This window comes from Streptomyces sp. V3I8, assembly GCF_030817535.1.
In the GTDB taxonomy this organism is placed as follows: domain Bacteria; phylum Actinomycetota; class Actinomycetes; order Streptomycetales; family Streptomycetaceae; genus Streptomyces.
This window is the reverse complement of the sequence record NZ_JAUSZL010000002.1, coordinates 6,646,231-6,667,167: the sequence shown is the minus strand read 5'-3', so window position 1 is coordinate 6,667,167 and position 20,937 is coordinate 6,646,231. Positions and strand designations below refer to the sequence as shown.

27 protein-coding genes are annotated in these 20,937 nt (G+C 69.6%); 5 read left to right on the top strand and 22 right to left on the bottom strand.

Annotated features, from left to right (window positions below; all coding sequences use genetic code 11):
* Positions 1-3: 3 nt before the first annotated feature.
* The 3 genes from QFZ75_RS29430 to QFZ75_RS29420 form a co-directional block, all read right to left on the bottom strand.
* Positions 4-240 (bottom strand): hypothetical protein, encoded by a 237-nt coding sequence (locus QFZ75_RS29430; protein ID WP_307541682.1) that lies wholly within the window; start codon positions 238-240, stop codon positions 4-6.
* The gene (locus QFZ75_RS29425) at positions 237-659 is read right to left on the bottom strand and encodes an ATP-binding protein (RefSeq protein WP_307541680.1); all 423 of its coding nucleotides are present in this window, start codon (positions 657-659) and stop codon (positions 237-239) included. The genes QFZ75_RS29430 and QFZ75_RS29425 overlap by 4 nt, the downstream gene beginning before the upstream one ends.
* 125 nt (positions 660-784) lie before the next feature.
* A complete protein-coding gene (locus QFZ75_RS29420) occupies positions 785-1,999 on the bottom strand; it encodes a helix-turn-helix domain-containing protein (RefSeq protein ID WP_307541678.1) in 1,215 nt (404 codons plus the stop codon).
* Positions 2,000-2,093: 94 nt separating this feature from the next.
* Between QFZ75_RS29420 and QFZ75_RS29415 the strand changes: the two genes are divergently transcribed.
* Complete coding sequence (locus QFZ75_RS29415; RefSeq protein WP_307541676.1) at positions 2,094-2,570, top strand: hypothetical protein; 477 nt, start codon at positions 2,094-2,096, stop codon at positions 2,568-2,570.
* 52 nt (positions 2,571-2,622) lie between these two features.
* Here the strand turns inward: QFZ75_RS29415 and QFZ75_RS29410 are convergent, their stop codons facing one another.
* From QFZ75_RS29410 to QFZ75_RS29380, 7 genes are all read right to left on the bottom strand, one after another.
* Positions 2,623-3,312 (bottom strand): HGGxSTG domain-containing protein, encoded by a 690-nt coding sequence (locus QFZ75_RS29410; protein ID WP_307544885.1) that lies wholly within the window; start codon positions 3,310-3,312, stop codon positions 2,623-2,625.
* A gap of 14 nt (positions 3,313-3,326) precedes the next feature.
* Positions 3,327-3,524, bottom strand: coding sequence for a hypothetical protein (locus tag QFZ75_RS29405; protein ID WP_307541674.1), 198 nt, complete (start codon positions 3,522-3,524; stop codon positions 3,327-3,329).
* A gap of 280 nt (positions 3,525-3,804) precedes the next feature.
* Positions 3,805-5,754, bottom strand: a complete 1,950-nt coding sequence (locus tag QFZ75_RS29400; protein WP_307541672.1) for an AAA family ATPase — start codon at positions 5,752-5,754, stop codon at positions 3,805-3,807.
* Positions 5,755-6,126: 372 nt separating this feature from the next.
* Positions 6,127-6,321, bottom strand: a complete 195-nt coding sequence (locus tag QFZ75_RS29395) for a hypothetical protein (RefSeq protein ID WP_307541670.1) — start codon at positions 6,319-6,321, stop codon at positions 6,127-6,129.
* A 229-nt stretch (positions 6,322-6,550) separates the two neighbouring features.
* Entirely contained in the window at positions 6,551-6,910 is a 360-nt protein-coding gene (locus tag QFZ75_RS29390) for a hypothetical protein (RefSeq protein WP_307541668.1), read from the bottom strand.
* A gap of 11 nt (positions 6,911-6,921) precedes the next feature.
* Positions 6,922-7,098 carry a hypothetical protein gene (locus QFZ75_RS29385; RefSeq protein ID WP_307541666.1) on the bottom strand — a complete coding sequence of 59 codons (177 nt, stop codon included), beginning with the start codon at positions 7,096-7,098 and terminating at the stop codon, positions 6,922-6,924.
* Between the two features lie 22 nt (positions 7,099-7,120).
* The gene (locus QFZ75_RS29380) at positions 7,121-7,387 is read right to left on the bottom strand and encodes a DNA-binding protein (protein ID WP_307541664.1); all 267 of its coding nucleotides are present in this window, start codon (positions 7,385-7,387) and stop codon (positions 7,121-7,123) included.
* A 267-nt stretch (positions 7,388-7,654) separates the two neighbouring features.
* Between QFZ75_RS29380 and QFZ75_RS29375 the strand changes: the two genes are divergently transcribed.
* Both QFZ75_RS29375 and QFZ75_RS29370 read left to right on the top strand, forming a co-directional pair.
* Complete coding sequence (locus QFZ75_RS29375; RefSeq protein ID WP_307541663.1) at positions 7,655-7,915, top strand: helix-turn-helix domain-containing protein; 261 nt, start codon at positions 7,655-7,657, stop codon at positions 7,913-7,915.
* 1 nt (position 7,916) lies between these two features.
* The gene (locus QFZ75_RS29370; protein ID WP_307541661.1) at positions 7,917-9,098 is read left to right on the top strand and encodes a tyrosine-type recombinase/integrase; all 1,182 of its coding nucleotides are present in this window, start codon (positions 7,917-7,919) and stop codon (positions 9,096-9,098) included.
* Positions 9,099-9,314: 216 nt separating this feature from the next.
* On the opposite strand, the gene QFZ75_RS29365 is transcribed toward QFZ75_RS29370, so the two are convergent.
* From QFZ75_RS29365 to QFZ75_RS29350, 4 genes are all read right to left on the bottom strand, one after another.
* Positions 9,315-10,298 carry a CU044_5270 family protein gene (locus tag QFZ75_RS29365; RefSeq protein ID WP_307541659.1) on the bottom strand — a complete coding sequence of 328 codons (984 nt, stop codon included), beginning with the start codon at positions 10,296-10,298 and terminating at the stop codon, positions 9,315-9,317.
* 35 nt (positions 10,299-10,333) lie between these two features.
* Positions 10,334-10,936, bottom strand: coding sequence for an RNA polymerase sigma factor (locus QFZ75_RS29360; protein ID WP_307541658.1), 603 nt, complete (start codon positions 10,934-10,936; stop codon positions 10,334-10,336).
* Positions 10,937-11,021: 85 nt separating this feature from the next.
* Entirely contained in the window at positions 11,022-11,618 is a 597-nt protein-coding gene (locus tag QFZ75_RS29355; RefSeq protein WP_307541656.1) for a TetR/AcrR family transcriptional regulator, read from the bottom strand.
* A complete protein-coding gene (locus QFZ75_RS29350) occupies positions 11,618-11,938 on the bottom strand; it encodes a multidrug efflux SMR transporter (RefSeq protein ID WP_307541654.1) in 321 nt (106 codons plus the stop codon). The genes QFZ75_RS29355 and QFZ75_RS29350 overlap by 1 nt, the downstream gene beginning before the upstream one ends.
* A gap of 335 nt (positions 11,939-12,273) precedes the next feature.
* Between QFZ75_RS29350 and QFZ75_RS29345 the strand changes: the two genes are divergently transcribed.
* Positions 12,274-13,167: an AbfB domain-containing protein gene (locus tag QFZ75_RS29345; RefSeq protein ID WP_307541651.1), complete on the top strand. Its 894-nt coding sequence runs from the start codon at positions 12,274-12,276 to the stop codon at positions 13,165-13,167.
* Between the two features lie 130 nt (positions 13,168-13,297).
* Here the strand turns inward: QFZ75_RS29345 and QFZ75_RS29340 are convergent, their stop codons facing one another.
* From QFZ75_RS29340 to QFZ75_RS29305, 8 genes are read right to left on the bottom strand one after another with little or no spacing between them, the layout of a single operon-like run.
* Positions 13,298-13,630 carry a metal-sulfur cluster assembly factor gene (locus QFZ75_RS29340; protein WP_107017666.1) on the bottom strand — a complete coding sequence of 111 codons (333 nt, stop codon included), beginning with the start codon at positions 13,628-13,630 and terminating at the stop codon, positions 13,298-13,300.
* Positions 13,627-14,094, bottom strand: a complete 468-nt coding sequence (gene sufU, locus QFZ75_RS29335; RefSeq protein WP_307541649.1) for a Fe-S cluster assembly sulfur transfer protein SufU — start codon at positions 14,092-14,094, stop codon at positions 13,627-13,629. The genes QFZ75_RS29340 and sufU overlap by 4 nt, the downstream gene beginning before the upstream one ends.
* A 14-nt stretch (positions 14,095-14,108) precedes the next feature.
* Complete coding sequence (locus QFZ75_RS29330) at positions 14,109-15,365, bottom strand: cysteine desulfurase (RefSeq protein ID WP_307541647.1); 1,257 nt, start codon at positions 15,363-15,365, stop codon at positions 14,109-14,111.
* Complete coding sequence (gene sufC, locus QFZ75_RS29325; RefSeq protein ID WP_107017663.1) at positions 15,362-16,126, bottom strand: Fe-S cluster assembly ATPase SufC; 765 nt, start codon at positions 16,124-16,126, stop codon at positions 15,362-15,364. Before sufC ends, QFZ75_RS29330 begins: the two co-directional genes overlap by 4 nt.
* 7 nt (positions 16,127-16,133) lie before the next feature.
* The gene (locus tag QFZ75_RS29320; RefSeq protein WP_307541645.1) at positions 16,134-16,463 is read right to left on the bottom strand and encodes a non-heme iron oxygenase ferredoxin subunit; all 330 of its coding nucleotides are present in this window, start codon (positions 16,461-16,463) and stop codon (positions 16,134-16,136) included.
* Complete coding sequence (gene sufD / locus QFZ75_RS29315) at positions 16,463-17,644, bottom strand: Fe-S cluster assembly protein SufD (RefSeq protein ID WP_307541643.1); 1,182 nt, start codon at positions 17,642-17,644, stop codon at positions 16,463-16,465. The genes QFZ75_RS29320 and sufD overlap by 1 nt, the downstream gene beginning before the upstream one ends.
* A gap of 60 nt (positions 17,645-17,704) precedes the next feature.
* On the bottom strand, positions 17,705-19,129 hold the full coding sequence (gene sufB, locus QFZ75_RS29310) for a Fe-S cluster assembly protein SufB (RefSeq protein WP_307541641.1): 1,425 nt from the start codon (positions 19,127-19,129) through the stop codon (positions 17,705-17,707).
* Positions 19,126-19,896 (bottom strand): metalloregulator ArsR/SmtB family transcription factor, encoded by a 771-nt coding sequence (locus QFZ75_RS29305; RefSeq protein WP_307541639.1) that lies wholly within the window; start codon positions 19,894-19,896, stop codon positions 19,126-19,128. The genes sufB and QFZ75_RS29305 overlap by 4 nt, the downstream gene beginning before the upstream one ends.
* A gap of 160 nt (positions 19,897-20,056) precedes the next feature.
* Between QFZ75_RS29305 and QFZ75_RS29300 the strand changes: the two genes are divergently transcribed.
* Positions 20,057-20,896, top strand: coding sequence for an aminoglycoside N(3)-acetyltransferase (locus QFZ75_RS29300; RefSeq protein ID WP_307541637.1), 840 nt, complete (start codon positions 20,057-20,059; stop codon positions 20,894-20,896).
* Positions 20,897-20,937: the final 41 nt, after the last annotated feature.

The window sequence follows — 20,937 nt, the reverse complement described above, 5'->3', positions numbered from 1 at the left end:
AGCTCACCCGCGCCGCCACGTCCGCCACGGGCGCGCGATGCGCTCCCGGTAGGTGTGGTGGGAGGGGTTCCTGCCGCAGTGCTTCAACACCCAGGACTGCCCGTCGGCGAAGTCCTCGGAGGCGTCCGACGACTCCCCGCACACCGCGCACTCCATCGCGTACGTCACCGGTTCGGCGTCCGGCTCCCGGTCCGGCTCCAGGGTCCACGTCTCGTGTCGGACCACCGCCCGCGCGCTCATCCTCGTGCCTTCCCGTCCAGTTCCGCCCACACCCGCTTGCCCCACGGAAGCGGCTCAGTGCCCCAGTGGTCGGCCAGCTCCGCCACGAGTGCGAGGCCGCGCCCGCCCTCGCTCTCGTCGTCCGGCGCTCGGGGCGCAGGTGGCACCTTCGAGAAGTCCACGACGCCGATGCACACCCGGACCGCCCCGGGCCTGTCCACGATGACCCGGATGGACTCTCTCCGGGCATGCTGGACGGCGTTGGACACCAGCTCGGAGACGATCAGAACGCCGTCGTCGGCCAGGTCGTCCAGCCCCCAGACGGCGAGCGCGACGCGCACCAGGCGCCGGGCTGTGCCCGCGCTCCCGGACTCGCGCGGCAGCGTCTCGCTGTACCCGGGGTAGCCGGTCGGACGTGCCCTCGTTGTAGGTTGCGGCATGTCGGTCTGCTCTCTCAGATCGGCCAAGCCCCGGGACCGGTCGCACGGTCGCCGGGGCGCTGTCCGCTCATGTAAGCGACACGCCAGGGACGTTGACAGGGGCGCAACGTCCCACTTTCAGCACGCTATTCGCTGACCCCCAGGAACTCCGCCAACGGCCGCAGCCCCGCGGGGTGGTTGGGGAGCGCCCACAGGTCCCGCACGATCGCCACGGCCAACGTGTGGTGCTGCATCCATGTTGGGGCCACCCGGCGCAGGGACTCCAGCGCCTTCACCGCCCCGGCGGCATCCCCGGTGTCCGTGTGCGCTCGCGCTACGTCCAGCAGCAGCCACGTGCGCCACGACGGCGGGGTGTCCTTGCTCAGTCGCATCCCCTTGGCGAGCGCCAAGGCGTCTTGCGGGTGCCCGTACTGCACGGCGAGGCGGACGCGTTCGATACGGACCGACGACGGGCTGAAGACGCTCACCATGCGGTTGTCGCTGCCCGCAGGGAGCTTCGAGACGCGGGCGGCTTCCTTCTCAGCCCCCGCCATCAGCTCCGCCGCACGCTCGTAGTCGCCACTCCGCGCGGCAGAGGTGGCGGCGCTCATGGTCAGGGCGCCCCACACCTTCAGGCCGTCGGCGGTGTCTGTGTGCCCGCCGCTCTCGATCGCTTCAGCCGAGCGCAGGGCGATCCCCAGGGCGTCTTCCAGACGGCCTTGCCGCTGGTAGGTCCAGGCGACAGAGTTCACGACCATGGGGACCAGGAGCGGGTCTGCGGACTGCTCCGCTGCGCTTATGGCCCGCTCCAGGCTCGTCAGGGCAAGGTCCGTCTTGCCCATGCGCACGGCGACGTGTCCAGCAAGCTGGAGCGCCTTACCCAGGGCTGCGAAACCGGCCCTGCGGTCGTCGTCGCTCCCGGACACCGTGGCAGAACGCGCGTCGGTGATCAGGTCGGGCAGGCTCTTCATCACGGAGTCGAACTCGGCTGCGTGGTACTGCGACCACCCGTCCGCGATCTGCTCGCGCAGCCGCTCCATGGAGAAGTCCGGACCGGTCGGTTCCGGCTGCGGCCCCCATAGCGCGGGCATGACGGCACGGCGTACGGCGACGAAGCGCGGCCCGTCACTCTCTCCACCTGCCGCGACCGCCGGAGGGTCGCCCAGCAGCGTGGTCAGCTCCACGCCCAAGCCGTTGGCGAGAGCGTGAAGCGTGGGGAGGCGTGCCGAGTGCTTCCGCTGCTGTTCAAGCTGACGGATCACGTCGACGGACACGCCGGAGCGCTCGGCCAGCTCTTCTTGCGTCAGGGAGGCCAGACGACGCAGACGGCGCAGGGTCTTCCCCAGGTCTTCGTTTGCCACGCTGCCACGGTACGCCTGCCGTGCATTAGGACAGGGCGCCGACGACGCCACCGCTCGCGTGCTAGGCAGGGCCGTCCGCGTAGAGCCCACGAAGGTGGCGGCTGAGCCGGTCCTGAAGCGCATCGAGCGCTGCCCGTGCTGCTACCGCATTCCGGTGCGGCGCCAGCCACTCCAACACACTGGCGGCAAGTTCGCGGTCTTCAAGCCGAGCGATGTGGGCACGGAGATGCAGCGCGGATTCCGTTGCCGCTGCCCGGAACTGCTCACTCATCCTGGCCCCGGGCGGCAGCTCGTTCGCGGCCATGCTGCCTTCAAGCGCGTGCTGTATCTCCATGATCGCTTCCCGCTGGAGAGTCGCCCGTTCTGTGGCCAGACGGATCTTCGCTTCTTCCCGAGCGAGCAGCCGGTCACGCCGGAGGGTGCGGGTGTCGGACAACTTCTGCCCGAGCAACGTGCCGAGACTTCCCAGAACAACACCGACCAGGGGCGCAACCGTTCTCCACCATTCCATCGGGAGATCGTAACCAGCCCGGAGATTTGGACCGTGGGCCGGTATCAGCAGATCGGCTGACCGTTTACACACCAGGAAGCCACAGCCGGTAAGGGCTGTGGCTTCTACGCGTTCAAGCGGCGGGAAGTTCCGGCCGCTCCTCGGTGGCCATGCCCCGCAGGAGACCGGCCATCACGTCCGGCACCCGGCGCCGCTGCTCCGCCGTCAGCTCCAGGGCGTCCAGCGCCCGGTTCATCGCCTCGAACATGATCTTTGCCTGGACCTCGGCCAGCGTCACCAGGCGCTCATTCACGCCCATGCGGGCCGCGAGGTCGCACATCTTCAGCAGCCGGTCCCGCTCCTCCCCGTACAGCCGCACCCAGCCGTTCACGGCCGCGCTGTACGTGGTGTCCACGCCGGGGAACTCCCCGCCCTGGCGCTCCACTTCGGAGGTCATGCCCCACACCAGGGCTTCCGCCTCGGTCTCCTGTACGCGCTCCAGAAGCCACGCCACATGGCCGGACGCCTGCCGGATCAGCCGGGAGACGACGACCGCCGGGTCTTCCTGCGGACCGTCCACGTCCCCGTAGGTGCGCAGGAACTCGGCGGTGGCCTCCCGGCGCTGGCCGGCGGCCCGCACCTGCGGCGCCGCACCACCGTGCATCCGGCACACGGTCGCCCCGGTGACGGCCATACCCCGGCACCGGCCGCCGGACCGCGTGCGGGCCGTGCAGCGGCCGTCCTCGGGCGTCTCCGGGCCGTTCCCGCCACCGTTGGCCGACTGGACGCGCGCATGGGGTCCACGCCCTCCAGACGCACGCATGGGGTCGTGGGCGTTCATGCTGCCTCTCCACCCTTCCGGGCGCCGTACACGTCCGCCAGACGGCCGGTCACGCCCCGGACGGCCGGCCGTGCCCCCGCTCCCGCCTCGGGGCGGCCCGCGCGGTGGGTGCCGTGCCGCCACGCGCTGAACATCAGTACGCCGGTGGTGGCCGCGCTCCCGGCGCAGGCGCTCATCATCATCGACAGGTTCATGATCTTGTCTCGTCTCTCCGCCGTCGGCGGCTCTTTGAAGGGTGGTTCCGGGCCGGTCAGCGGTTCCCCGGTTCCGGGGCTACTACGTAGGCCCCCGGAACCACCGGAACCACCCTCGTGACCCGGTTCCGGGAACCGGTTCCCGGTGGTTCCCGTTTTTGCATTTGCGCAGGTCAACCGGTTCCCGAGGTGGTTCCCGGATCTTGGTCGGTAGGTGGTTCCCGAGGTGGTTCCCGGATCTTGGAAATTTCCATGATCAGGGGAACCGGTTGACCTGCGGTTATCCGAACAGGGCGTCGAAGACAGGACCGACCTTCCCGGCGTCCTCGGAGAGCCGGTCAGCCGCCAGAAGTACCTTCACCGCCGACAGAATCGTGGCCTTCCGGCCGGGGACCGCGTTCGCCAGTTCGTTCCGGGTCAGCGGCTCCGGGTGCTTCTCGAAGTGCGCGAGGATCTTGGATTCGGTCATCCCGGTTGCCTGCTTCAGCTCGGGGACCGCCGGTTCGGCGTCGGCCAAAGTGAGCGCCTTCGCCTCCGGGTCGAACTCCAGCAGGGACTTCGAGACATCCACACCACGTCCCCGAGCCGACAGGAACCGTTCCTCCTGCTCGTTCTTCGTCAGATCCCAAATGGCGTCCGGCCAGTCCAGCAGGCTGGAAGCACCCCGGGCCCGCGTGCCGTTGTGACCCATGTGGTGAATCAAGACGATCTCCTGCACCCCCGCCGCCCGCTTCAGCGTGTTGAAGCCCTCCAGCAGCGGCCGGACCTGAGACGGCTTGTCTTCGTCAAGGCCGAACGCGGCCAGCAGCGGAGAGAGGCAGTCGATCAGCATCGTGGTGACCCCGGCGGCCTTCAGATCGTCCGCCCACTCGGCCACGTTGTCCGGGTCGGTGGGGTCCAGGGAGGCGCCCCGCCCGAGCATCGGCACGTACATGAACCGCTCGGGGTACTGGATCTTCAGGCGGCGCAGCCAGTCCTGCGCCATCTCGTCCGGCATCTCCAGGTCGAACACGGCCAGAACGCCATCCGGGGCGACTTCGAACCGCCCAAGGAAGGGATCACCGTCCACCAGCGACTTGATCAGGTTGTTCCGGAGCGTGGTCTTGCCCGCCTTCGCCTGTGCCGCCAATAGCGCATTCCCGCCCTGAGCGAGCAGGCCGTCAACGCGCCACATCACGCCGCCGAAGTCCGCCGCCAGGAACTCGGCACCGGTCAGCATCTTGGGGCGCTCCGGGCGGCTCTCGGACCGCTCCCGTCGCGCGGCTTCCGCGTTTACACGCAACCGCTGCTGCTGAAGGATCACCAACTGATCGAACTTGTTGGAGGCCGCAATGACTTCGCCGCGCTGCTTGCCCTTCGCCTCCAGGTACTCCCACTTCGCTTCGCCGTCGCCCTGCTTCCACGGGGCCTTGCCCGCCGTCGGGTTATCCGCGAAGCCCGCCACCACCCCTTCGAGGATGTCCACACACGTGGAGCGCGGGAGATCCGAGTGGTAGAGGTGCCATGCCAGGGCGGTCAGCTTGTTGTCCTGGCCCTCCGTCACCGCGCCCGGGGTGAGCATGGCGCGCACGTCCAGTGGCTCGCCGTCCAGGACCGGCACCACCGTGCCGGAGAGGGCAGGGACGACCTCCGAGGAGAGCGCCGCAACCCACGCGGCAGGCAGCGCCGGGAAGTCGTCCGGGGACGGCACCACGCCGTCCTCCAGGCGCTCCCCGTCCGGACCGAACCAGCGGTACGTCTCGCCGGTGCCCGGGTGCAGGGAGGGCCATACCACGGCGTACCGGTGGTGGTGCTGGATCGTCTCGATACCCGGCCCGGGAAGGGTGTTGAGCCGCCCCGTACCAGGGGGGAGCTGGTAGAAGAAGATCCGGGACGGCCCCGGGCCGCGCGAAGTGCTGGAGTAGGTGGCGGGCAGCGGGCCGTGAGCGGTCTCCAGGGCCGCCAGGGTGGCGGCTCCGGACTTCCCGCCGTAGGCGTCCACGTCCAGGCCCACAAGGGCGTCCGAGAGCCGCAGGGCGAGGTTCTGGCGGTAGTAGCCACCCGGGCCCGACTGCGCCCACTTCAAGTACTCCTCCGGCTGCGTCTGGCGGCCCGAGCCGCCGGTGACACCCTGGAGCTGAACCACCTTGCCCTTGGCCGGGATCACGCCCGTCCAACCGGCCTCGGCGTAGACCGGGGCGCCGTCGGCGTAGGGCAGACGGCCGCGCGTCTCGGACGGGGTTACTTCCACGGGGACCCCTCCTCGGTAGGACGCAGGGCGATGACTACGGTCAGGTGGGTCACCGTCGTCCCGGTCGCAGAGGCGACCGTGCGGAACGCGTCAAGGCTGGCCCGCAGGGCGTCCCGGTCCATTTCGTCATCCGTGCGCGACGGCTTCCAGTGACGCCCCTCATGAGCGCTGGACTTGATCATTTCGATCCCCTCGAATGTCCCATATTTGATCTTGAGCGCTGTGCCGGTGGGGATCGTCGGGAGTTCCGGGACCAGGAGAGGGGGCGCTACCCTGGAAAGGCAGCACGGGCCTCTTGGCGGCGGTCCGGTCAGCACTTTGTCAGTCGGAGCGGTGTCCCTTGGGTGGACGCCGCTCCGGCGTTTGGTGGGGTCAGGACAGCGGCAGGATCGCGCAGTGCTGCGCGTGGTCCTGCGCCACCTCCAGGGCGCCGTTCTCGGTGCGGCCATGGCTGCACCCCGAGCAGTGCCAGCGCGGGCCGTCCGCGCCCTCGGTGACGGTGACCCGGGCATCCGTGTGGACGGCGCGGAACACCGTGGGCTTCGGCGTGGTCTGTTGCTTCGTCATGCTGCTGCATCTGCCGGGTGCGTTGAAGGAGATGGCCAGGCACTCCCGGGCGTGGTGCTGGCCAGCGTGGTGGACGTCATCCGCCACGGCCTCCGACCGTCCGCAGCCGGAGCACGTCCACCGGCCGCCTCGGACAGCCACACGGCCCCCGTAGCGAGTGCCGTAGCCGTTCGGGTCCTCTGGCTGCTTGGGGCCGCTTATGGAGCCGTCCACGGGCGTGAAGGCCACGTCACACCGCCCGACAGGTCGCCGCATGGGCCTCGGCCCGGTCGCGCGCGACGTCGTCCCAGCCGTAGCCGATCTCGTCGCGCTTCCCGCAGCCGTAGCAGTACGTGTACGAGACCTCCCCTTCGGCAGTGCGGGCGGTCGTCACCAGGGAGCCGCCGACGGTCTTGTACTGCTTGCCGATGTGGTCGCCGCGCTCCGGCTTCAGGGAGACCTCGCGGGTGTCGGCCGCGTTGGACAGGTCCACCTGCCAATCGGCGTCGATGGCGTCGTACATCTCGGCGTCGGTGATGTTGGCCAGGGGGCCTTCCTGTGCGGGGGCCGCGATGATGCGTCCGTCCGAGTCGGTGGTGTAGTTCGTCATGGTCGTTCCTCTCAGTTGAAGTGGTTCTGGAAGGTGTTGCGGACGGTGGCGCATCCGGCGGCGTGCTCGCGGCCCTGCTCCTCGCCCTTACCGCGCGCCGTGCAGGACGAGCAGGACCAGACGCGCTCTCCGGTGTCGGGGTGAGTGGCGGTCTCGACCCGCCCGCCTCCGTCCGCGCATAGGTACATGCGCGACTCCAGGGCCGCCACGTCAGGCCGCTACGAGCGCGGACGGGGCGGGCGGCTGGGGGTCCGGCTCGCCGGTCTCCAACAGACGGACCAGGGAAGCCGTCACGACGGCCGTACGGCGCCCGACGTGAATGGTCCGGACGGGCAGTTCTCCGCGCTTGATCTGGTCGTACAGCGAGGACTTCCCGCATCCAAGCGCGAGGGCGCAGCGGGTGACGCTGATGGTGGCGGGCCAAGTCTTGATCTCCGCCAGGGTCGGAGCCGAATTCGCGGTTACAGCGGTCGTCATTCCCAGTCCCTTCCGACTGTTCCGGTTTCTTGTGGTTCAAGCGTCGCACGTCCGAATGAGTACTCTCGGAGCCCTGACCTGCGTAAATGCTGCCAAGCTACCAGACATTAGGGTTCATAACGGGCGCTGGTAGCTTGGTAGCTCATCATTGACCTGCGGCTTTTCTGGGGCCTGTATGAACGCACGAACTTTTCTTGGGCACGGATTTGCGACAAGCGTTTAAACGGCTCCTATGCCGAGACGGCATAAGAGTGCTACATTGCTGCCATGCAACCAACACGACAGCCCCTCGGAGACACCACGCAGCACGTAGCACGCACGGTCCGCGACCTGCGGGAACGCCAGGGCATCAGCACCACGGTGATGGCGGAGCGCCTGACCGCGCGCGGGCGCCGCATCTCGCAGTCCGGCGTGACTCGCCTGGAGACCGGCCAGCGGCAGATCACCGTGGACGACTTGACCGCCCTCGCGGCTGTCCTCGGAGTCCGGCCCGCTGCGCTGCTCCCCGCCACACCCGAGAGGAACTGACATGGCGACGATCAAGAAACTCCCGCCGAACAAGGCAGGCAAGATCCGCTACCGCGCCGTGGTGGACATCGGCGACGACCCCGAGACGGGGAAGCGGCGCCAGTTGACGATCACGCGGAACACGTCCGCCGAGGTCAAAGCCGAGATCAACCGCATCGCACACGAGCGGAACACTGGCTCCCTCGTGGCTCCGAGCAAGCTCACCCTGGATACATGGCTGGATACGTGGCTCGAACGGCGCGCCCCCGACGTGGAGGCCAGCACGCTCAATGGCTACCGCAACGCTCTCACCCATGCGCGCGCCCGCCTCGGTCACCTCGCCCTGCAAGACATCACCGAGGACCATGTCATTGCATTCGCCTCATGGCTGCTCATGGGTGCCCGGCGGCGCGGGGGTACGCCCGGGACCGGGCTGCGTGCCTCCAGCGCCGCAGGCGCCCTCCAGCGGCTTCGGGATGCCCTGGAGTACGCCACGGTGCGGAACCTGATCAACGCGAACCCGGCGCGCTTCGTCCACCTGCCGAAGATGGCAGTGAACGCCGACCGTGACGCCCACCCGCCGGTCCTCCCCTGGAACGAGACGGAGATACGGGCGTTCCTGGCCGGAGTCCGCGAAGATCGCCTTTACGCCCCGTTCTTGCTGACCATGATGGGGCTGCGCCCTGCGGAGGTCGCCGGTCTGCGGTGGGCAGACATCGACCTGGACGCAGGCACACTGTCGATCATCAACACGCGCACCATGGTCGGCAACGCGGTCACGATCGAGAAGAAGCCGAAGACTCAGGCAGGCGTACGGACCCTGCCACTTCCCGAGCCGGTACGACGTGCATTGATGGCGTTCCAGCTCGCGCAGTCCACGGAGCGGCACGATGCGGGCGAGGCGTACACCCTGAGCGGCTACATGTTCACGGATGAGCTGGGAGTGCCGCTCACGACGCGGCAACTCCGCTACCAGACCTACAAGGCGGTAGACCGCCTCGGGCTGCGCCGCGTACGGCTGTACGACGCTCGTGCGGCGTGTCTGACGCTACTGGCCGTATCGGGGGTGCCGGACATCGTCATCGCGGCATGGGCGGGTCACGCCGCCGTCGAGGTCACGAAGAAGCACTACTTGAAGCCTGGAGTCGAAGCACTGCGGCAGCACTCGGGAGCGCTCGCGGAGGTGTTCTCCTTCAAGATGTGAGAGCGACGTGAGAGATCAACTCTCCATAATGCCTCTGACCTGGTAAAACTTGTTGATTGTTAGAACGTGAGGGCAACCTAACCGCCCGGGGCCCGTACGGGCCAACCGGCGCCGAGCACGTCCCAGGGTGCGGTCCGGACCCGGCGACCGGTGGGTGGGACCGCGCGGTCCCGCCCGCCCCCGTGGGAGGGACCGCGCTCCTCCCGAGGACGGGCGTCAGCCGCGTTCGCCCGGTTCGTCGACGACCGCAACGGTGACGGTCGAGTCGCCGGTGGCCACCTCGCCGTCCCTGAGCGTGCGGAGACCGACGACCTCGTACGTCCCCGGATCGATGAGCCACTCCCGCTCGACGTGTTCGTCCCCGCTGTCGTTGCCGCTGTAGCGGAGCGCGACGACCCGGCGTCCGACGGCGTCCTCGACCAGGTGGCCGACCACGTCGAGCCGGGGCAGCATGGCCAGCGCGCGGTACAGGCCCGCGAGCCCCTCGGGCGGCTTGACGCCGGCGCGGAGCAGGGCGGCGATCTCCTGGTAGTCGTTGTGCGCCTGGCTCCTGTCCTTGTCGTCGGGGACGGCGTTCGCCTCCCGCAAGGCTTCGAGTGCTCCTTCTGCATCGGTCGGAAGGCCGGCCAGGAGGCGGTACATCTCGCGCGGCGAGCGTCCGTCGTCCTGCTCACCGCCGTTCTCCGTCTCGTTCTCCATGTCCGTTCCGGTGACCTGGAGTTCGGCCTCCCGGCCGGCGCCGGTGCGCTTTTCGAGAGCCATCGCCCGGCCGTCGTACCGGATCCATCTCTCAGGAGCGCGTGCGTCGTCCGACAGGTGCTCGAGGAACTCCTTCGCGCCGTCCGGTGCCTCCTTGGTGTAGATCCACTGCTTCGCGCGCGGCTCCGCGGCCGCCGGCCGTCCCTCCACCGCGTGCGCCGCGCGTTCCAGCAGCTCCCGCGCGCTCATCCCCTTGAGGTCCGCGTCGGTCAGCGCCGCCGGTACGGCCGGCGCGGCCGGCTGTACCACGTCGTCGCCGTCCACCAGCAGCGCGGCGGTCACCACCACCGCGGTCACGGCGGCCACCACCCCGGCGACCACGAACCGCGGTCGCACCCCGCGCCCGGCGCCGCCCACCGGCCCGCGCCGCTTCCAGCAGCCGGGCACGGCCGAGGGCGAGCCGGGCCCTGTCGGGGACCGGCGCCCCGGCGCGGAACCCACGCAGCCGGACCGTCTCCTCGGTCGGCTCGTCCATGTCAGGTCACCTCCTTCGTGTCGTCCGCGAACGCCGGATCGGCCCCGAGCGCTGTACGCACCTTGCGGCGCGCGCGGTTGAGCCGCGAGCGGACCGTTCCGACGGGGATGCCCAGGGCCTCGGCCACCTCCTGGTAGCTGAGGTCGGCCCAGGCCACGAGCAGCAGCACGTGCCGGTCTCCGGCGGGCAGCGCCGCCAGCGCCCCGGCGAGCGGCCCCTCGGCCGCGACCCGGCTGTCGGTCCGCTCCACCCAGGTCTGACTCCAGGACGCGGCGACCGGGTCGTGTCCGGTACGGGCCAGCGCCCTGAGCGCCCGGACCTCCGTACGGCGGTGCTTGCCGATGAGGTTGCCCGCGATGCCGTACAGCCAGGGGCGGGCATTGGCATGGGCGCGGTCGTAGCGGCCGCGGATGCGGAACGCCGTGAGAAAGGTGTCGGCGGTTATGTCGTCGGCCATACCGTCGCCGAGCCGCCGGGCCACGTACCGGTGGATGTCCGGCGCGTAGTGGTCGTAGAGCCGCGCGAAGAACTCCGGCTGTTCCAGCGACCGGGCGACGACTTCCGAGTCGTCCTCCGCGCGTGCCCGTGGCGGTGATCCGCTCACCGGGTTCTCTCCCCGCTCGTCACCGAGGCTCCGTTCTTTCGCCGTGTTCCTGACACCCCCTGTTACCCGGTGGGCCGAGGAAGGTTCACGGTTCACGCGAAGTCGCCGGACGCGATCCTCCGCCCGCCCGGCCGGCGCCCCCTCGGCACGGAATCACCCGTCCCAGCACCTCCCGCACGTATTCCTCGTCGTACGGCGTCCCCGTCAGCAGTACCTGCAGGCAGATGCCGTCGATCAGGGCGACCAGGGCCCGCGCGGTCACCGGGTCGGTGCGGTGGGCGAGGAGGGCGGCGAAGTCCCGGCCCCATTCGTCGGCGACGGGGCGCAGCGCGGGCCGGCGCAGGGCGGCGAGGTAGAGCTCGTACTCGACCTCCACCCCCGTACGGTCGCCCGCGAGCCACTCACGGCCCAGCGCCGCCAGGTCGGCGGCGAGGTCCGCGGCGGGGTCCCGCAGGGCGGTCCGCGCGGTGACCGTCTTCGTGAAGCCCTCGTTCGCCTGCCGCAGCGCGGCGACCATCAGCTCGTCGAGGGTCCTGAAGTGGTACGTCGTCGAGCCGAGCGGCACATCCGCCTCGGCCGCGACCGAGCGGTGGCTCAGCCCGCCGATGCCCCTGGCGGCCACGACCCGGATCGCCGCGTCGATGATCCGCTGCCGCCGGCCGGGGTCGTGGCGCCGGGCCATCAGTGCGCCCCGCCCATGTTCAGCACCACGACCCCGCCGATGATCAGCGCGATGCCGGCGACCTTGGTGGCGGTCAGCCCCTCCCCCAGGAACACCACCCCGATCGCCGCGATGGCCGCGGTGCCGAGCCCCGCCCAGATCGCGTACGCCGTGCCGACCGACACGGTCCTGAGCGTCTGCGCGAGCAGCGTGAAGGCGACGACGTAGCCGAGGGCGGTCAGCACCGAGGGCCACAGCCGGCTGAAACCGTCGCTGTACTTCATGGCGGTCGTGGCGGCCACCTCCGCGGCGATGGCTCCGGCGAGCAGCACGTATCCCATGCGGACGAGCGTACACATCGATGCGTACGACCGTACACAGAGCCGGGCAGGCCGACGCGCGGCCCGGGCGTGCGACGGCAACCCACCTCTCCGGGAGGCGAGTTCGGAAGCAGGTCGGCAGCGGGTCCGGAAGCGATCTCAGCAGAACCGCTCGCGGGAACGCTTACTCGACGCACACGGGTTCCACTAATGTTCCTCACGTCACGCACACGGCCCCCGGCGCGGACCGGCCCGGACCGTGTGCCCGCGACCTCCGCCTCCTCTTGTCCGACTCGATTTGTCCGACTCGACGACCGAACCGCGTCCGCCCTCGGCGACGCCGGGGGGAACAGCGCATGCCGGAAAGAACCACCGAGTCCGCTCCCGACCCGTCGGCCCGCCTGCCGAAGGTGTGGGAGACCGGCGAGCGCCTGGAGGAGCCCCGCATAGCCGGGACGCGCAGGCTCTGGCTGGCCGGGGCCCTGCTGCTGGCGGTCCTCGCCTCCGCCGTGACGGCGGTGGTCCTGCTGGACGGGGACAGGGACGACTCGGCGCTGGAGTGGACGGAGAACACCTCCGCGGCGGACGAACCGCTCGTGCCGGCCCCGCCCACGGTGGCCACGGCCCCCAGCGCGAAGAGCGGTCTGGCCGCCCCCGCGCCCTCCCGCAGCGCCGCCGGGGGCTCCTCGGCCCCCGCCGAACAGGGACCGGCGGACGGACGGGGACCGGACGGCGCCGGCTCCCGGCCGGACCCACGGCCCTCGGCTTCGGGGTCCGCACCCGCCCACCGGCCTCCAGCCGTCCCTCCCGCGTCCTCGCGCACGTCGGTCCGGTCGGTCAACTACCCCGACCGCTACTGGCGCGTCGGCCATGACTCGGTGCGGCTCGACCGGGTGGACCAGGTGGACCGGCACGGCTCGTCCCGGACCGGGCAGGGCACCTCCTTCAAGCTGGTCCCCGGCCTCACCGACCCGGACTGTGTCTCGTTCTCGCTCGGTGACGGCCGCTACCTGCGCCACTTCCGGTTCCGGCTGCGCGCCGACCGGGACGACGGCTCCGAGCTCTTCGAGCAGGACGCCACGTTCTGCCCGCGCCCCTCCGCGTTCTCCGGCGCCGTCGTGCTGGAGTCGGTGAACCATCGCGGCCGTTTCCTGCGGCACAGCGACTTCCGGCTCCGCCTGGACCCGTACGAGAACAGCCGTCTCTTCCGGGCGGACTCGGCGTTCCGCCTGGTCGAGGGTCTGGACTGAGCCGCCCCGGACACCGTCCGGGACACGGTCCGGCACTGCACACGCACGCGGCCCCCGGCGCATTCGCCGGGGGCCGCACACGTACACACGGAAACACGGAACGCACACACCCAAGGGGTGCGAGGGGTGCTCAGACGTTGAAGCCGAGCGCCCGGAGCTGGTCACGGCCGTCGTCCGTGATCTTGTCCGGGCCCCACGGCGGCATCCACACCCAGTTGATGCGGAGCTCGTTCACGATGCCGTCCGTGGCGGACTTGGCCTGGTCCTCGATGACGTCGGTGAGCGGGCACGCCGCCGACGTCAGGGTCATGTCGATCGTCGCGATGTTCGCGTCGTCGATGTGGATCCCGTAGATCAGTCCGAGGTTGACGACGTCGATGCCCAGTTCGGGGTCGACGACGTCGTACAGGGCCTCGCGGACTTCTTCCTCGGAGGCCGGTTTCATCTCGATGGTCTCGCTCATGCCGTCTTCCTCTCGGCGCCGGCCTCGCCCAGGGCCTGGGCCGTCGCGTCCTTCCAGGCCATCCAGCTCAGCAGCGCGCACTTGACGCGGGCCGGGTACTTCGAGACCCCGGCGAACGCGACCGCGTCCTCCAGGACTTCTTCCATCGCGTCGTCGGGCTCGATGCGACCCTTGGACTGCATCAGCTCCAGGAAGGTCTCCTGGATCCTCTGCGCCTCGGCCAGGTCCTTGCCCACGAGCAGGTCGTTCAGTACGGAGGCCGAGGCCTGGCTGATGGAGCAGCCCTGGCCCTCGTACGAGACGTCACTGATCGTCGTGCCGTCGTACTTCACGCGCAGCGTGATCTCGTCGCCGCACGTCGGGTTGACGTGGTGCACTTCGGCATCGCCATCCCGCAAGCCCCGCCCGTGGGGGTGCTTGTAGTGGTCCAGGATGACTTCCTGGTACATCGAATCCAGCTTCACGACTCAGCAGCTCCTCAGCCGAAGAAGTTCCGTACGTGCTCCAGACCGTCGACCAGTGCGTCGATCTCGGCAGGCGTGGAGTACAGATAGAACGACGCTCGGGTGGTCGCAGGAATTCCGTACCGCAGGCAGACCGGCCGTGCGCAGTGGTGGCCGACCCGGACGGCGATGCCCTGCTCGTCGAGGACCTGGCCCACGTCGTGCGGGTGGATGTCGCCCAGCGTGAACGAGATCGCCGCGCCGCGGTCCTCGGCCGTGTTCGGGCCGATGATCCGCAGGTCCGGGACCGCGCCGAGCCGCTTCACCGCGTACTCGGTGAGGGCGTGCTCGTGCGCGAGGACCTTGTCCATGCCGATCGCGTTCAGGTAGTCGATGGCCGCGCCGAGTCCGACCGCCTGGGCGATCGGCGGGGTGCCCGCCTCGAACTTGTGCGGGGCCGGAGCGTACGTCGACGAGTGCATCGACACCGTCTCGATCATCTCGCCGCCGCCGAGGAACGGCGGCAGGTCCTCGAGCAGCTCCTGGCGGCCCCACAGGACGCCGATGCCGGTCGGGCCGCACATCTTGTGGCCGGTGAAGGCCACGAAGTCGGCCTGCAGGGCCTGGACGTCCAGCGGCATGTGCGGGGCGGCCTGGGAGGCGTCGATGCAGACCAGCGCGCCGACCTCCTGCGCACGGCGCACTATCGCCTCGACCGGGTTGACCGTGCCCAGGATGTTCGACACCAGCACGAAGGAGACGATCTTCGTCTTCTCCGTGATGATCTCGTCGATGTTGGACAGGTCGAGCCGGCCGTCGTCGGTCAGGCCGAACCACTTCAGCTTCGCGCCGGTGCGCTGCGCGAGCAGCTGCCACGGCACGATGTTGGAGTGGTGCTCCATCTCCGTGATGACGATCTCGGTCTCGTGGTCCACGCGGTAGGGCTCGTCCGCCCAGCCGAGCATGTTGGCCACGAGGTTGAGCGACTCGGAGGCGTTCTTCGTGAAGATGACCTCGTCGCGGCTCGGCGCGTTGACGAACGCGGCGACCTTGTCGCGCGCGCCCTCGTACAGCGCCGTGGCCTCCTCCGCGAGCACATGCACACCGCGGTGGACGTTGGCGTTGTACTGCTCGTAGTAACCACTGAGGGCGTCCAGCACCTGGCGCGGCTTCTGCGAGGTCGCCGCGTTGTCCAGGTACACGAGCTTCTTGCCGTCGTGGACCTGCCGGTCCAGGATGGGGAAGTCCTTACGGATCGCCTCGGTGTCGAGGAGGCCCGGCAACTGCGTCACGCGGATGCGCCACCCTTCACGTACTTGTCGTAGCCCTCGGCCTCGAGCTGGTCGGCGAGCTCCGCGCCGCCGGACTCGGCGATACGGCCGTTCGCGAACACGTGCACGTGGTCGGGCTTGATGTAGCGCAGGATGCGCGTGTAGTGCGTGATCAGCAGGGTGCCGACCTCACCGCTCTCACGGACGCGGTTGACGCCCTCGGAGACGACGCGCAGGGCGTCGACGTCCAGGCCGGAGTCGGTCTCGTCGAGGATCGCGATCTTCGGCTTGAGCAGCTCCAGCTGGAGGATCTCGTGGCGCTTCTTCTCACCGCCGGAGAAGCCCTCGTTCACGTTGCGCTCGGCGAAGGCCGGGTCCATGTTGAGGCGCTGCATGGCCTCCTTGACCTCCTTGACCCACAGGCGGAGCTTGGGGGCCTCACCGCGGATCGCGGTGGCGGAGGTGCGCAGGAAGTTGGAGACGGAGACGCCGGGGACCTCGACCGGGTACTGCATGGCGAGGAAGAGGCCCGCGCGAGCGCGCTCGTCGACGGACATCTCGAGGACGTCCTCGCCGTCGAGGGTGACGGTGCCGCCGGTGATCGTGTACTTCGGGTGGCCCGCGAGCGAGTAGGCGAGGGTCGACTTGCCGGAGCCGTTCGGGCCCATGATGGCGTGGGTCTCGCCCTGCTTCACGGTGAGGTCGACGCCCTTGAGGATCTCCTTCGTGGCGTTGTCGGCCTCGACGGTGACGTGCAGGTCGTGGATTTCAAGCGTTGCCATGGGTTCCTCAGGACTCCTGGGTGAGGGAGACGAGCACGTCGTCCCCTTCGATCTTTACGGGGTATACGGGGACGGGGCGCGTCGCGGGTAGGCCGGACGGCTTGCCGGTTCTGAGGTCGAACGCGGAGCCGTGCAGCCAGCACTCGATCTGACAGTCCTCCACCTCGCCCTCGGAGAGCGAGACGTTCGCGTGCGAGCAGATGTCGTTGATCGCGAACACCTCGCCCTCGGTCCGCACGACGGAGACCGGCGTGCCGTCGAGTTCCACCCGCTTGGGGGTGTCCTCCTCCAGCTCGCCGAGCCCGCAGGCGCGCAGGAACGTAACGGAGTCAGCCATCAGACCGACGCCTCCAGCTCCTTGTCGATCTTCACGAGGAGGCGCTCTTCGATGTCGTCGACACCGATCTGCTGGACCAGCTCGGCGAAGAAGCCGCGCACGACGAGCCGTCGGGCGTCGTCGGCCGCGATGCCGCGGGCCATCAGGTAGAAGAGCTGCTCGTCGTCGAAGCGGCCGGTCGCCGAGGCGTGTCCGGCACCGACGATCTCGCCGGTCTCGATCTCCAGATTGGGCACGGAGTCGACCCGGGCGCCGTCGGTCAGCACCAGGTTCCGGTTCATCTCGTACGTGTCCGTGCCCTCGGCCGCGGCCTCGATGAGGACGTCGCCGATCCAGACCGCGTGGGCGCTCTCGCCCTGGAGGGCGCCCTTGTAGACGACGTTGGACTTGCAGTGCGGGACGTTGTGGTCGACCAGGAGGCGGTGCTCCTGGTGCTGGCCGGCGTCCGTGAAGTACAGGCCGAAGAGCTCGGCCTCGCCGCCGGGGCCGGCGTAGGTGACGCGCGGGTGCAGGCGCACCACGTCGCCGCCGAAGGTGACCACGAAGGACTTGAAGGTGGCGTCCCGGCCGATCAGCGCGTTGTGCTGGGCGACGTGGACGGCCTTGTCGTCCCAGTCCTGGACGGAGACGACGGTGAGCTTCGCGCCGTCACCGAGGACGTAGTCGACGTTGGCCGCGAGCACCGCGTCACCGGTGTGGTCGATGACGACGACGGCCTCGGCGAAGGCTTCCAGCTCGATGACCTGGTGGCCGTAGGCGACACCGCCCCGGCCCTGCACGGCGATGCGGATCGGCTCGGTGAGCACCGTCTCCTTGGGGACGGTGACGACACCGGCCTTCTCGAACGCCGAGTAGGCCTGCGCGGCGACGCGGTCCACGGGGGTGCCCGCCCGGCCGAGCCGGGCGTCGTCGCGGCCGACGGTCTCGACGACGACACCCTCGGGCGCGGTGATGTCGACCTGCACGCCGTCGCCGGTGGCGACCGCGGTGCCGTCGTGCAGCCCGCGCAGGCGCTCCAGCGGCGTGAACCGCCATTCCTCCTCGCGGCCGTGGGGGACCGGGAAGTCCGCCACGTCGAAGGAGGGGGGCGCGCTCATGCGCGTGGCGACGGTCGACTCGGCGGCCACCGCGATCTGGCCGGCGGTGGTGGATCCCACCGGGATATTAGAAGCCTCAGCCATGGCTGTCGGTCTGCTCTCTTCCTGCGTCAAGAATTCTGGCGACTGCTTCGGGGGCGGGTCTTAACCGACCGAGCCCTCCATCTGCAGCTCGATCAGCCGGTTGAGCTCCAGGGCGTACTCCATGGGCAGCTCCTTCGCGATGGGCTCGACGAAGCCGCGCACGATCATCGCCATCGCCTCGAACTCGGTCATGCCCCGGCTCATCAGGTAGAAGAGCTGGTCGTCGCTCACCTTGGAGACGGTGGCCTCGTGCCCCATGGACACGTCGTCCTCGCGGACGTCCACGTAGGGGTAGGTGTCCGAGCGGGAGATGGTGTCGACGAGCAGCGCGTCGCACAGCACGTTCGACTTCGAGCCGTGGGCGCCCTCGCCGATCTCGACGAGACCGCGGTAGGACGTACGGCCGCCGCCGCGCGCCACGGACTTCGACACGATGTTGGAGGACGTGTTCGGCGCCATGTGGACCATCTTGGAGCCGGCGTCCTGGTGCTGGCCCTCGCCCGCGAAGGCGATGGAGAGGGTCTCGCCCTTGGCGTGCTCGCCCATCAGGTAGACGGCCGGGTACTTCATGGTGACCTTGGAGCCGATGTTGCCGTCGATCCACTCCATGGTCGCGCCCTCGTACGCCACGGCGCGCTTGGTGACGAGGTTGTAGACGTTGTTCGACCAGTTCTGGATGGTCGTGTAGCGGCAGCGGCCGCCCTTCTTCACGATGATCTCGACCACCGCGGAGTGCAGGGAGTCCGAGGAGTAGATCGGCGCCGTGCAGCCCTCGACGTAGTGCACGTAGGCGCCCTCGTCGACGATGATCAGCGTCCGCTCGAACTGGCCCATGTTCTCCGTGTTGATACGGAAGTAGGCCTGGAGCGGGATCTCGACGTGCACGCCCTTGGGGACGTAGATGAACGAGCCGCCGGACCACACCGCGGTGTTCAGCGACGCGAACTTGTTGTCGCCGACCGGGATGACCGTGCCGAAGTACTCCTTGAAGAGCTCCGGGTGCTCCTTCAGCGCCGTGTCGGTGTCCATGAAGATGACACCCTGCGCCTCGAGCTCCTCGTTGATCTGGTGGTAGACGACCTCGGACTCGTACTGGGCCGCGACACCGGCGACGAGGCGCTGCTTCTCCGCCTCGGGGATGCCGAGCTTGTCGTACGTGTTCTTGATGTCCTCGGGCAGGTCCTCCCAGGACTCCGCCTGCTTCTCCGTGGAACGCACGAAGTACTTGATGTTGTCGAAGTCGATGCCGGAGAGGTCGGAGCCCCAGTTCGGCATGGGCTTCTTGTCGAACAGGCGCAGGCCCTTGAGACGGAGCTTGGTCATCCACTCCGGCTCGTTCTTCTTGGCGGAGATGTCCCGGACTACGTCCTCGTTGATACCGCGCTTGGCAGAGGCACCGGCCACGTCGGAGTCGGCCCAGCCGTATTCGTAGTTGCCCAGACCCTCGAGCTCGGGGTGGGCGGTCTCCTCGATGGGGAGCGTCATGCGGGGTTCCTCCCGGCGGTGCTTACGGATGCGTTATCGGTGATGTCGGACATGGAAGAAGGCTTGGCCGAATGGGAAATCTCGGGGATGAACGTCGTGCAGACGCCGTCGCCGTGGGCGATGGTGGCCAGCCGCTGCACGTGGGTCCCGAGGAGCTGGGAGAAGATCTCGGTCTCCGCCTCGCACAGCTGCGGGAACTGCTCGGCGACATGGGCGACCGGGCAGTGGTGCTGGCAGAGCTGCTCGCCGACCGGCGCGCTGCGCGCCGTAGCAGCGTACCCGTCCGCGCTCAGGGCCCTGGCCAGCGCTTCGGCGCGCTTGTCGGGGGCGGCGGACTCGACGGCCGCGCGGTAGGCACCGGCCTGGGCGGCCATCCTGGCGCGGGCGAAGGCGACGAGCGCGTCCTCCCCGCCCTCGCGCTCCGCGATCCAGCGCAGGGCGTCCGCGGCGAGCTTGTCGTAGGACTGGTCGAAGGCGTCCCGGCCGCAGTCGGTCAGCGCGAACACCTTGGCGGGCCGCCCGCGGGTGCGCGCGCCGTAGACCCGCTGCTCGCGGGCCTCCACGACGTCGTCACCGACGAGGGCGTCCAGGTGGCGGCGGACGGCGGCCTGGGTGAGGCCGAGCCGTCCGGCGAGGTCGGCGACGGTCGACGGGCCGTGGTCCAGGATGGACCGCGCGACACGGTTGCGCGTGGAGCGCTCACCGGTCGCGAGTTCCTCCTGAGGGGCCCCCGCGGGGGTCTCCTGAGCCTCGCCGACGTTTTTCACAACACCATTGTTGCGTAATTCCCCAGGGAGTGACAAGCCGTGTCCATGCCGAGGGGGGTGCGCTGCATCACTTAGGTAAACCTAATCTGACCTGCGGCGATGATCTTTGATCGATCAATCCGGTGGCGCCGCGGGGAGCGGTCGGCGAGACTGGCGAACCATGCCGACACCGCCTCCCACCGGCCCACTCGTCACCCGCGCCACCCTCGCCGCGGACCTGCGCGCGCTCGGCGTACACCCCGGCGAGACACTTCTCGTACACTCTTCGCTCAGTTCCCTCGGATGGGTGAACGGCGGCGCGGTCGCCGTGATCCAGGCACTGCTCGACGCGCTCGGTCCCGACGGCACGCTCGTGGTCCCCACCCAGACCGGCCACCTCTCCGACCCGTCCCTGTGGAGCCACCCGCCCGTGCCCGAGGAGTGGTGGCCGGCGATCCGCGCCACGATGCCCGCGTACGACCCGCTCGTGACGCCCGCCCGCGGGGTGGGCGTGATCCCGGAGACCCTGCGGACCTGGCCCGGCGCCCTGCGCAGCGCGCACCCGCAGACCTCGTTCGCGGCCGTCGGCCCGGGCGCGCCGGCGATCGTCGGGGACCACGCGCCGGACTGCCGCCTCGGCGAGCGCAGCCCGCTGGCCCGCCTGGAGGAGCGGGGCGCCCGGGTCCTGCTGCTGGGCGCGGGCTACGACTCCTGCACCGCCTTCCACCTCGCCGAGTACCGGATCCCCGCCCCGCGCGTCGAGGTCGGCCGGCCCGTGCGCACACCCGGGGGACCGGCCTGGGAGGTGGTCGTGGAGGTCTCGATCAGCTCGTCGGAGTTCGACACCATGGGCGCCGACTTCGAGCGGGACCGCCCTGTCGTACGGGGCCGGGCGGGGGCGGCCGACGCGCGGCTGTTCCCGCTGGCGGACGCGGTGTCCTACGCGCAGCGGTGGCTCGCGACGCACCGCCCGCGCGAGGAATGGATCATGAACGACGTATCCGCCCCGCGCCCCTCGTGACCCGCCCCGCCGGTCGGCGCCGGCCCGGCCGTCCCTAGACT

What these genes read in the sequence shown, in the direction of transcription:
- QFZ75_RS29430 (WP_307541682.1), bottom strand. Translation starts at nt 240, where the DNA reads ATGAGCGCGCGGGCGGTGGTCCGACACGAGACGTGGACCCTGGAGCCG.
- QFZ75_RS29425 (WP_307541680.1), bottom strand. Translation starts at nt 659, where the DNA reads ATGCCGCAACCTACAACGAGGGCACGTCCGACCGGCTACCCCGGGTAC.
- QFZ75_RS29410 (WP_307544885.1), bottom strand. Translation starts at nt 3,312, where the DNA reads ATGCGTGCGTCTGGAGGGCGTGGACCCCATGCGCGCGTCCAGTCGGCC.
- QFZ75_RS29405 (WP_307541674.1), bottom strand. Translation starts at nt 3,524, where the DNA reads ATGAACCTGTCGATGATGATGAGCGCCTGCGCCGGGAGCGCGGCCACC.
- QFZ75_RS29395 (WP_307541670.1), bottom strand. Translation starts at nt 6,321, where the DNA reads ATGACGAAGCAACAGACCACGCCGAAGCCCACGGTGTTCCGCGCCGTC.
- QFZ75_RS29390 (WP_307541668.1), bottom strand. Translation starts at nt 6,910, where the DNA reads ATGACGAACTACACCACCGACTCGGACGGACGCATCATCGCGGCCCCC.
- QFZ75_RS29385 (WP_307541666.1), bottom strand. Translation starts at nt 7,098, where the DNA reads ATGTACCTATGCGCGGACGGAGGCGGGCGGGTCGAGACCGCCACTCAC.
- QFZ75_RS29380 (WP_307541664.1), bottom strand. Translation starts at nt 7,387, where the DNA reads ATGACGACCGCTGTAACCGCGAATTCGGCTCCGACCCTGGCGGAGATC.
- QFZ75_RS29375 (WP_307541663.1), top strand. Translation starts at nt 7,655, where the DNA reads ATGCAACCAACACGACAGCCCCTCGGAGACACCACGCAGCACGTAGCA.
- QFZ75_RS29370 (WP_307541661.1), top strand. Translation starts at nt 7,917, where the DNA reads ATGGCGACGATCAAGAAACTCCCGCCGAACAAGGCAGGCAAGATCCGC.
- QFZ75_RS29355 (WP_307541656.1), bottom strand. Translation starts at nt 11,618, where the DNA reads ATGGCCCGGCGCCACGACCCCGGCCGGCGGCAGCGGATCATCGACGCG.
- QFZ75_RS29350 (WP_307541654.1), bottom strand. Translation starts at nt 11,938, where the DNA reads ATGGGATACGTGCTGCTCGCCGGAGCCATCGCCGCGGAGGTGGCCGCC.
- QFZ75_RS29345 (WP_307541651.1), top strand. Translation starts at nt 12,274, where the DNA reads ATGCCGGAAAGAACCACCGAGTCCGCTCCCGACCCGTCGGCCCGCCTG.
- QFZ75_RS29340 (WP_107017666.1), bottom strand. Translation starts at nt 13,630, where the DNA reads ATGAGCGAGACCATCGAGATGAAACCGGCCTCCGAGGAAGAAGTCCGC.
- sufC (WP_107017663.1), bottom strand. Translation starts at nt 16,126, where the DNA reads ATGGCAACGCTTGAAATCCACGACCTGCACGTCACCGTCGAGGCCGAC.
- QFZ75_RS29320 (WP_307541645.1), bottom strand. Translation starts at nt 16,463, where the DNA reads ATGGCTGACTCCGTTACGTTCCTGCGCGCCTGCGGGCTCGGCGAGCTG.
- sufD (WP_307541643.1), bottom strand. Translation starts at nt 17,644, where the DNA reads ATGGCTGAGGCTTCTAATATCCCGGTGGGATCCACCACCGCCGGCCAG.
- sufB (WP_307541641.1), bottom strand. Translation starts at nt 19,129, where the DNA reads ATGACGCTCCCCATCGAGGAGACCGCCCACCCCGAGCTCGAGGGTCTG.
- QFZ75_RS29300 (WP_307541637.1), top strand. Translation starts at nt 20,057, where the DNA reads ATGCCGACACCGCCTCCCACCGGCCCACTCGTCACCCGCGCCACCCTC.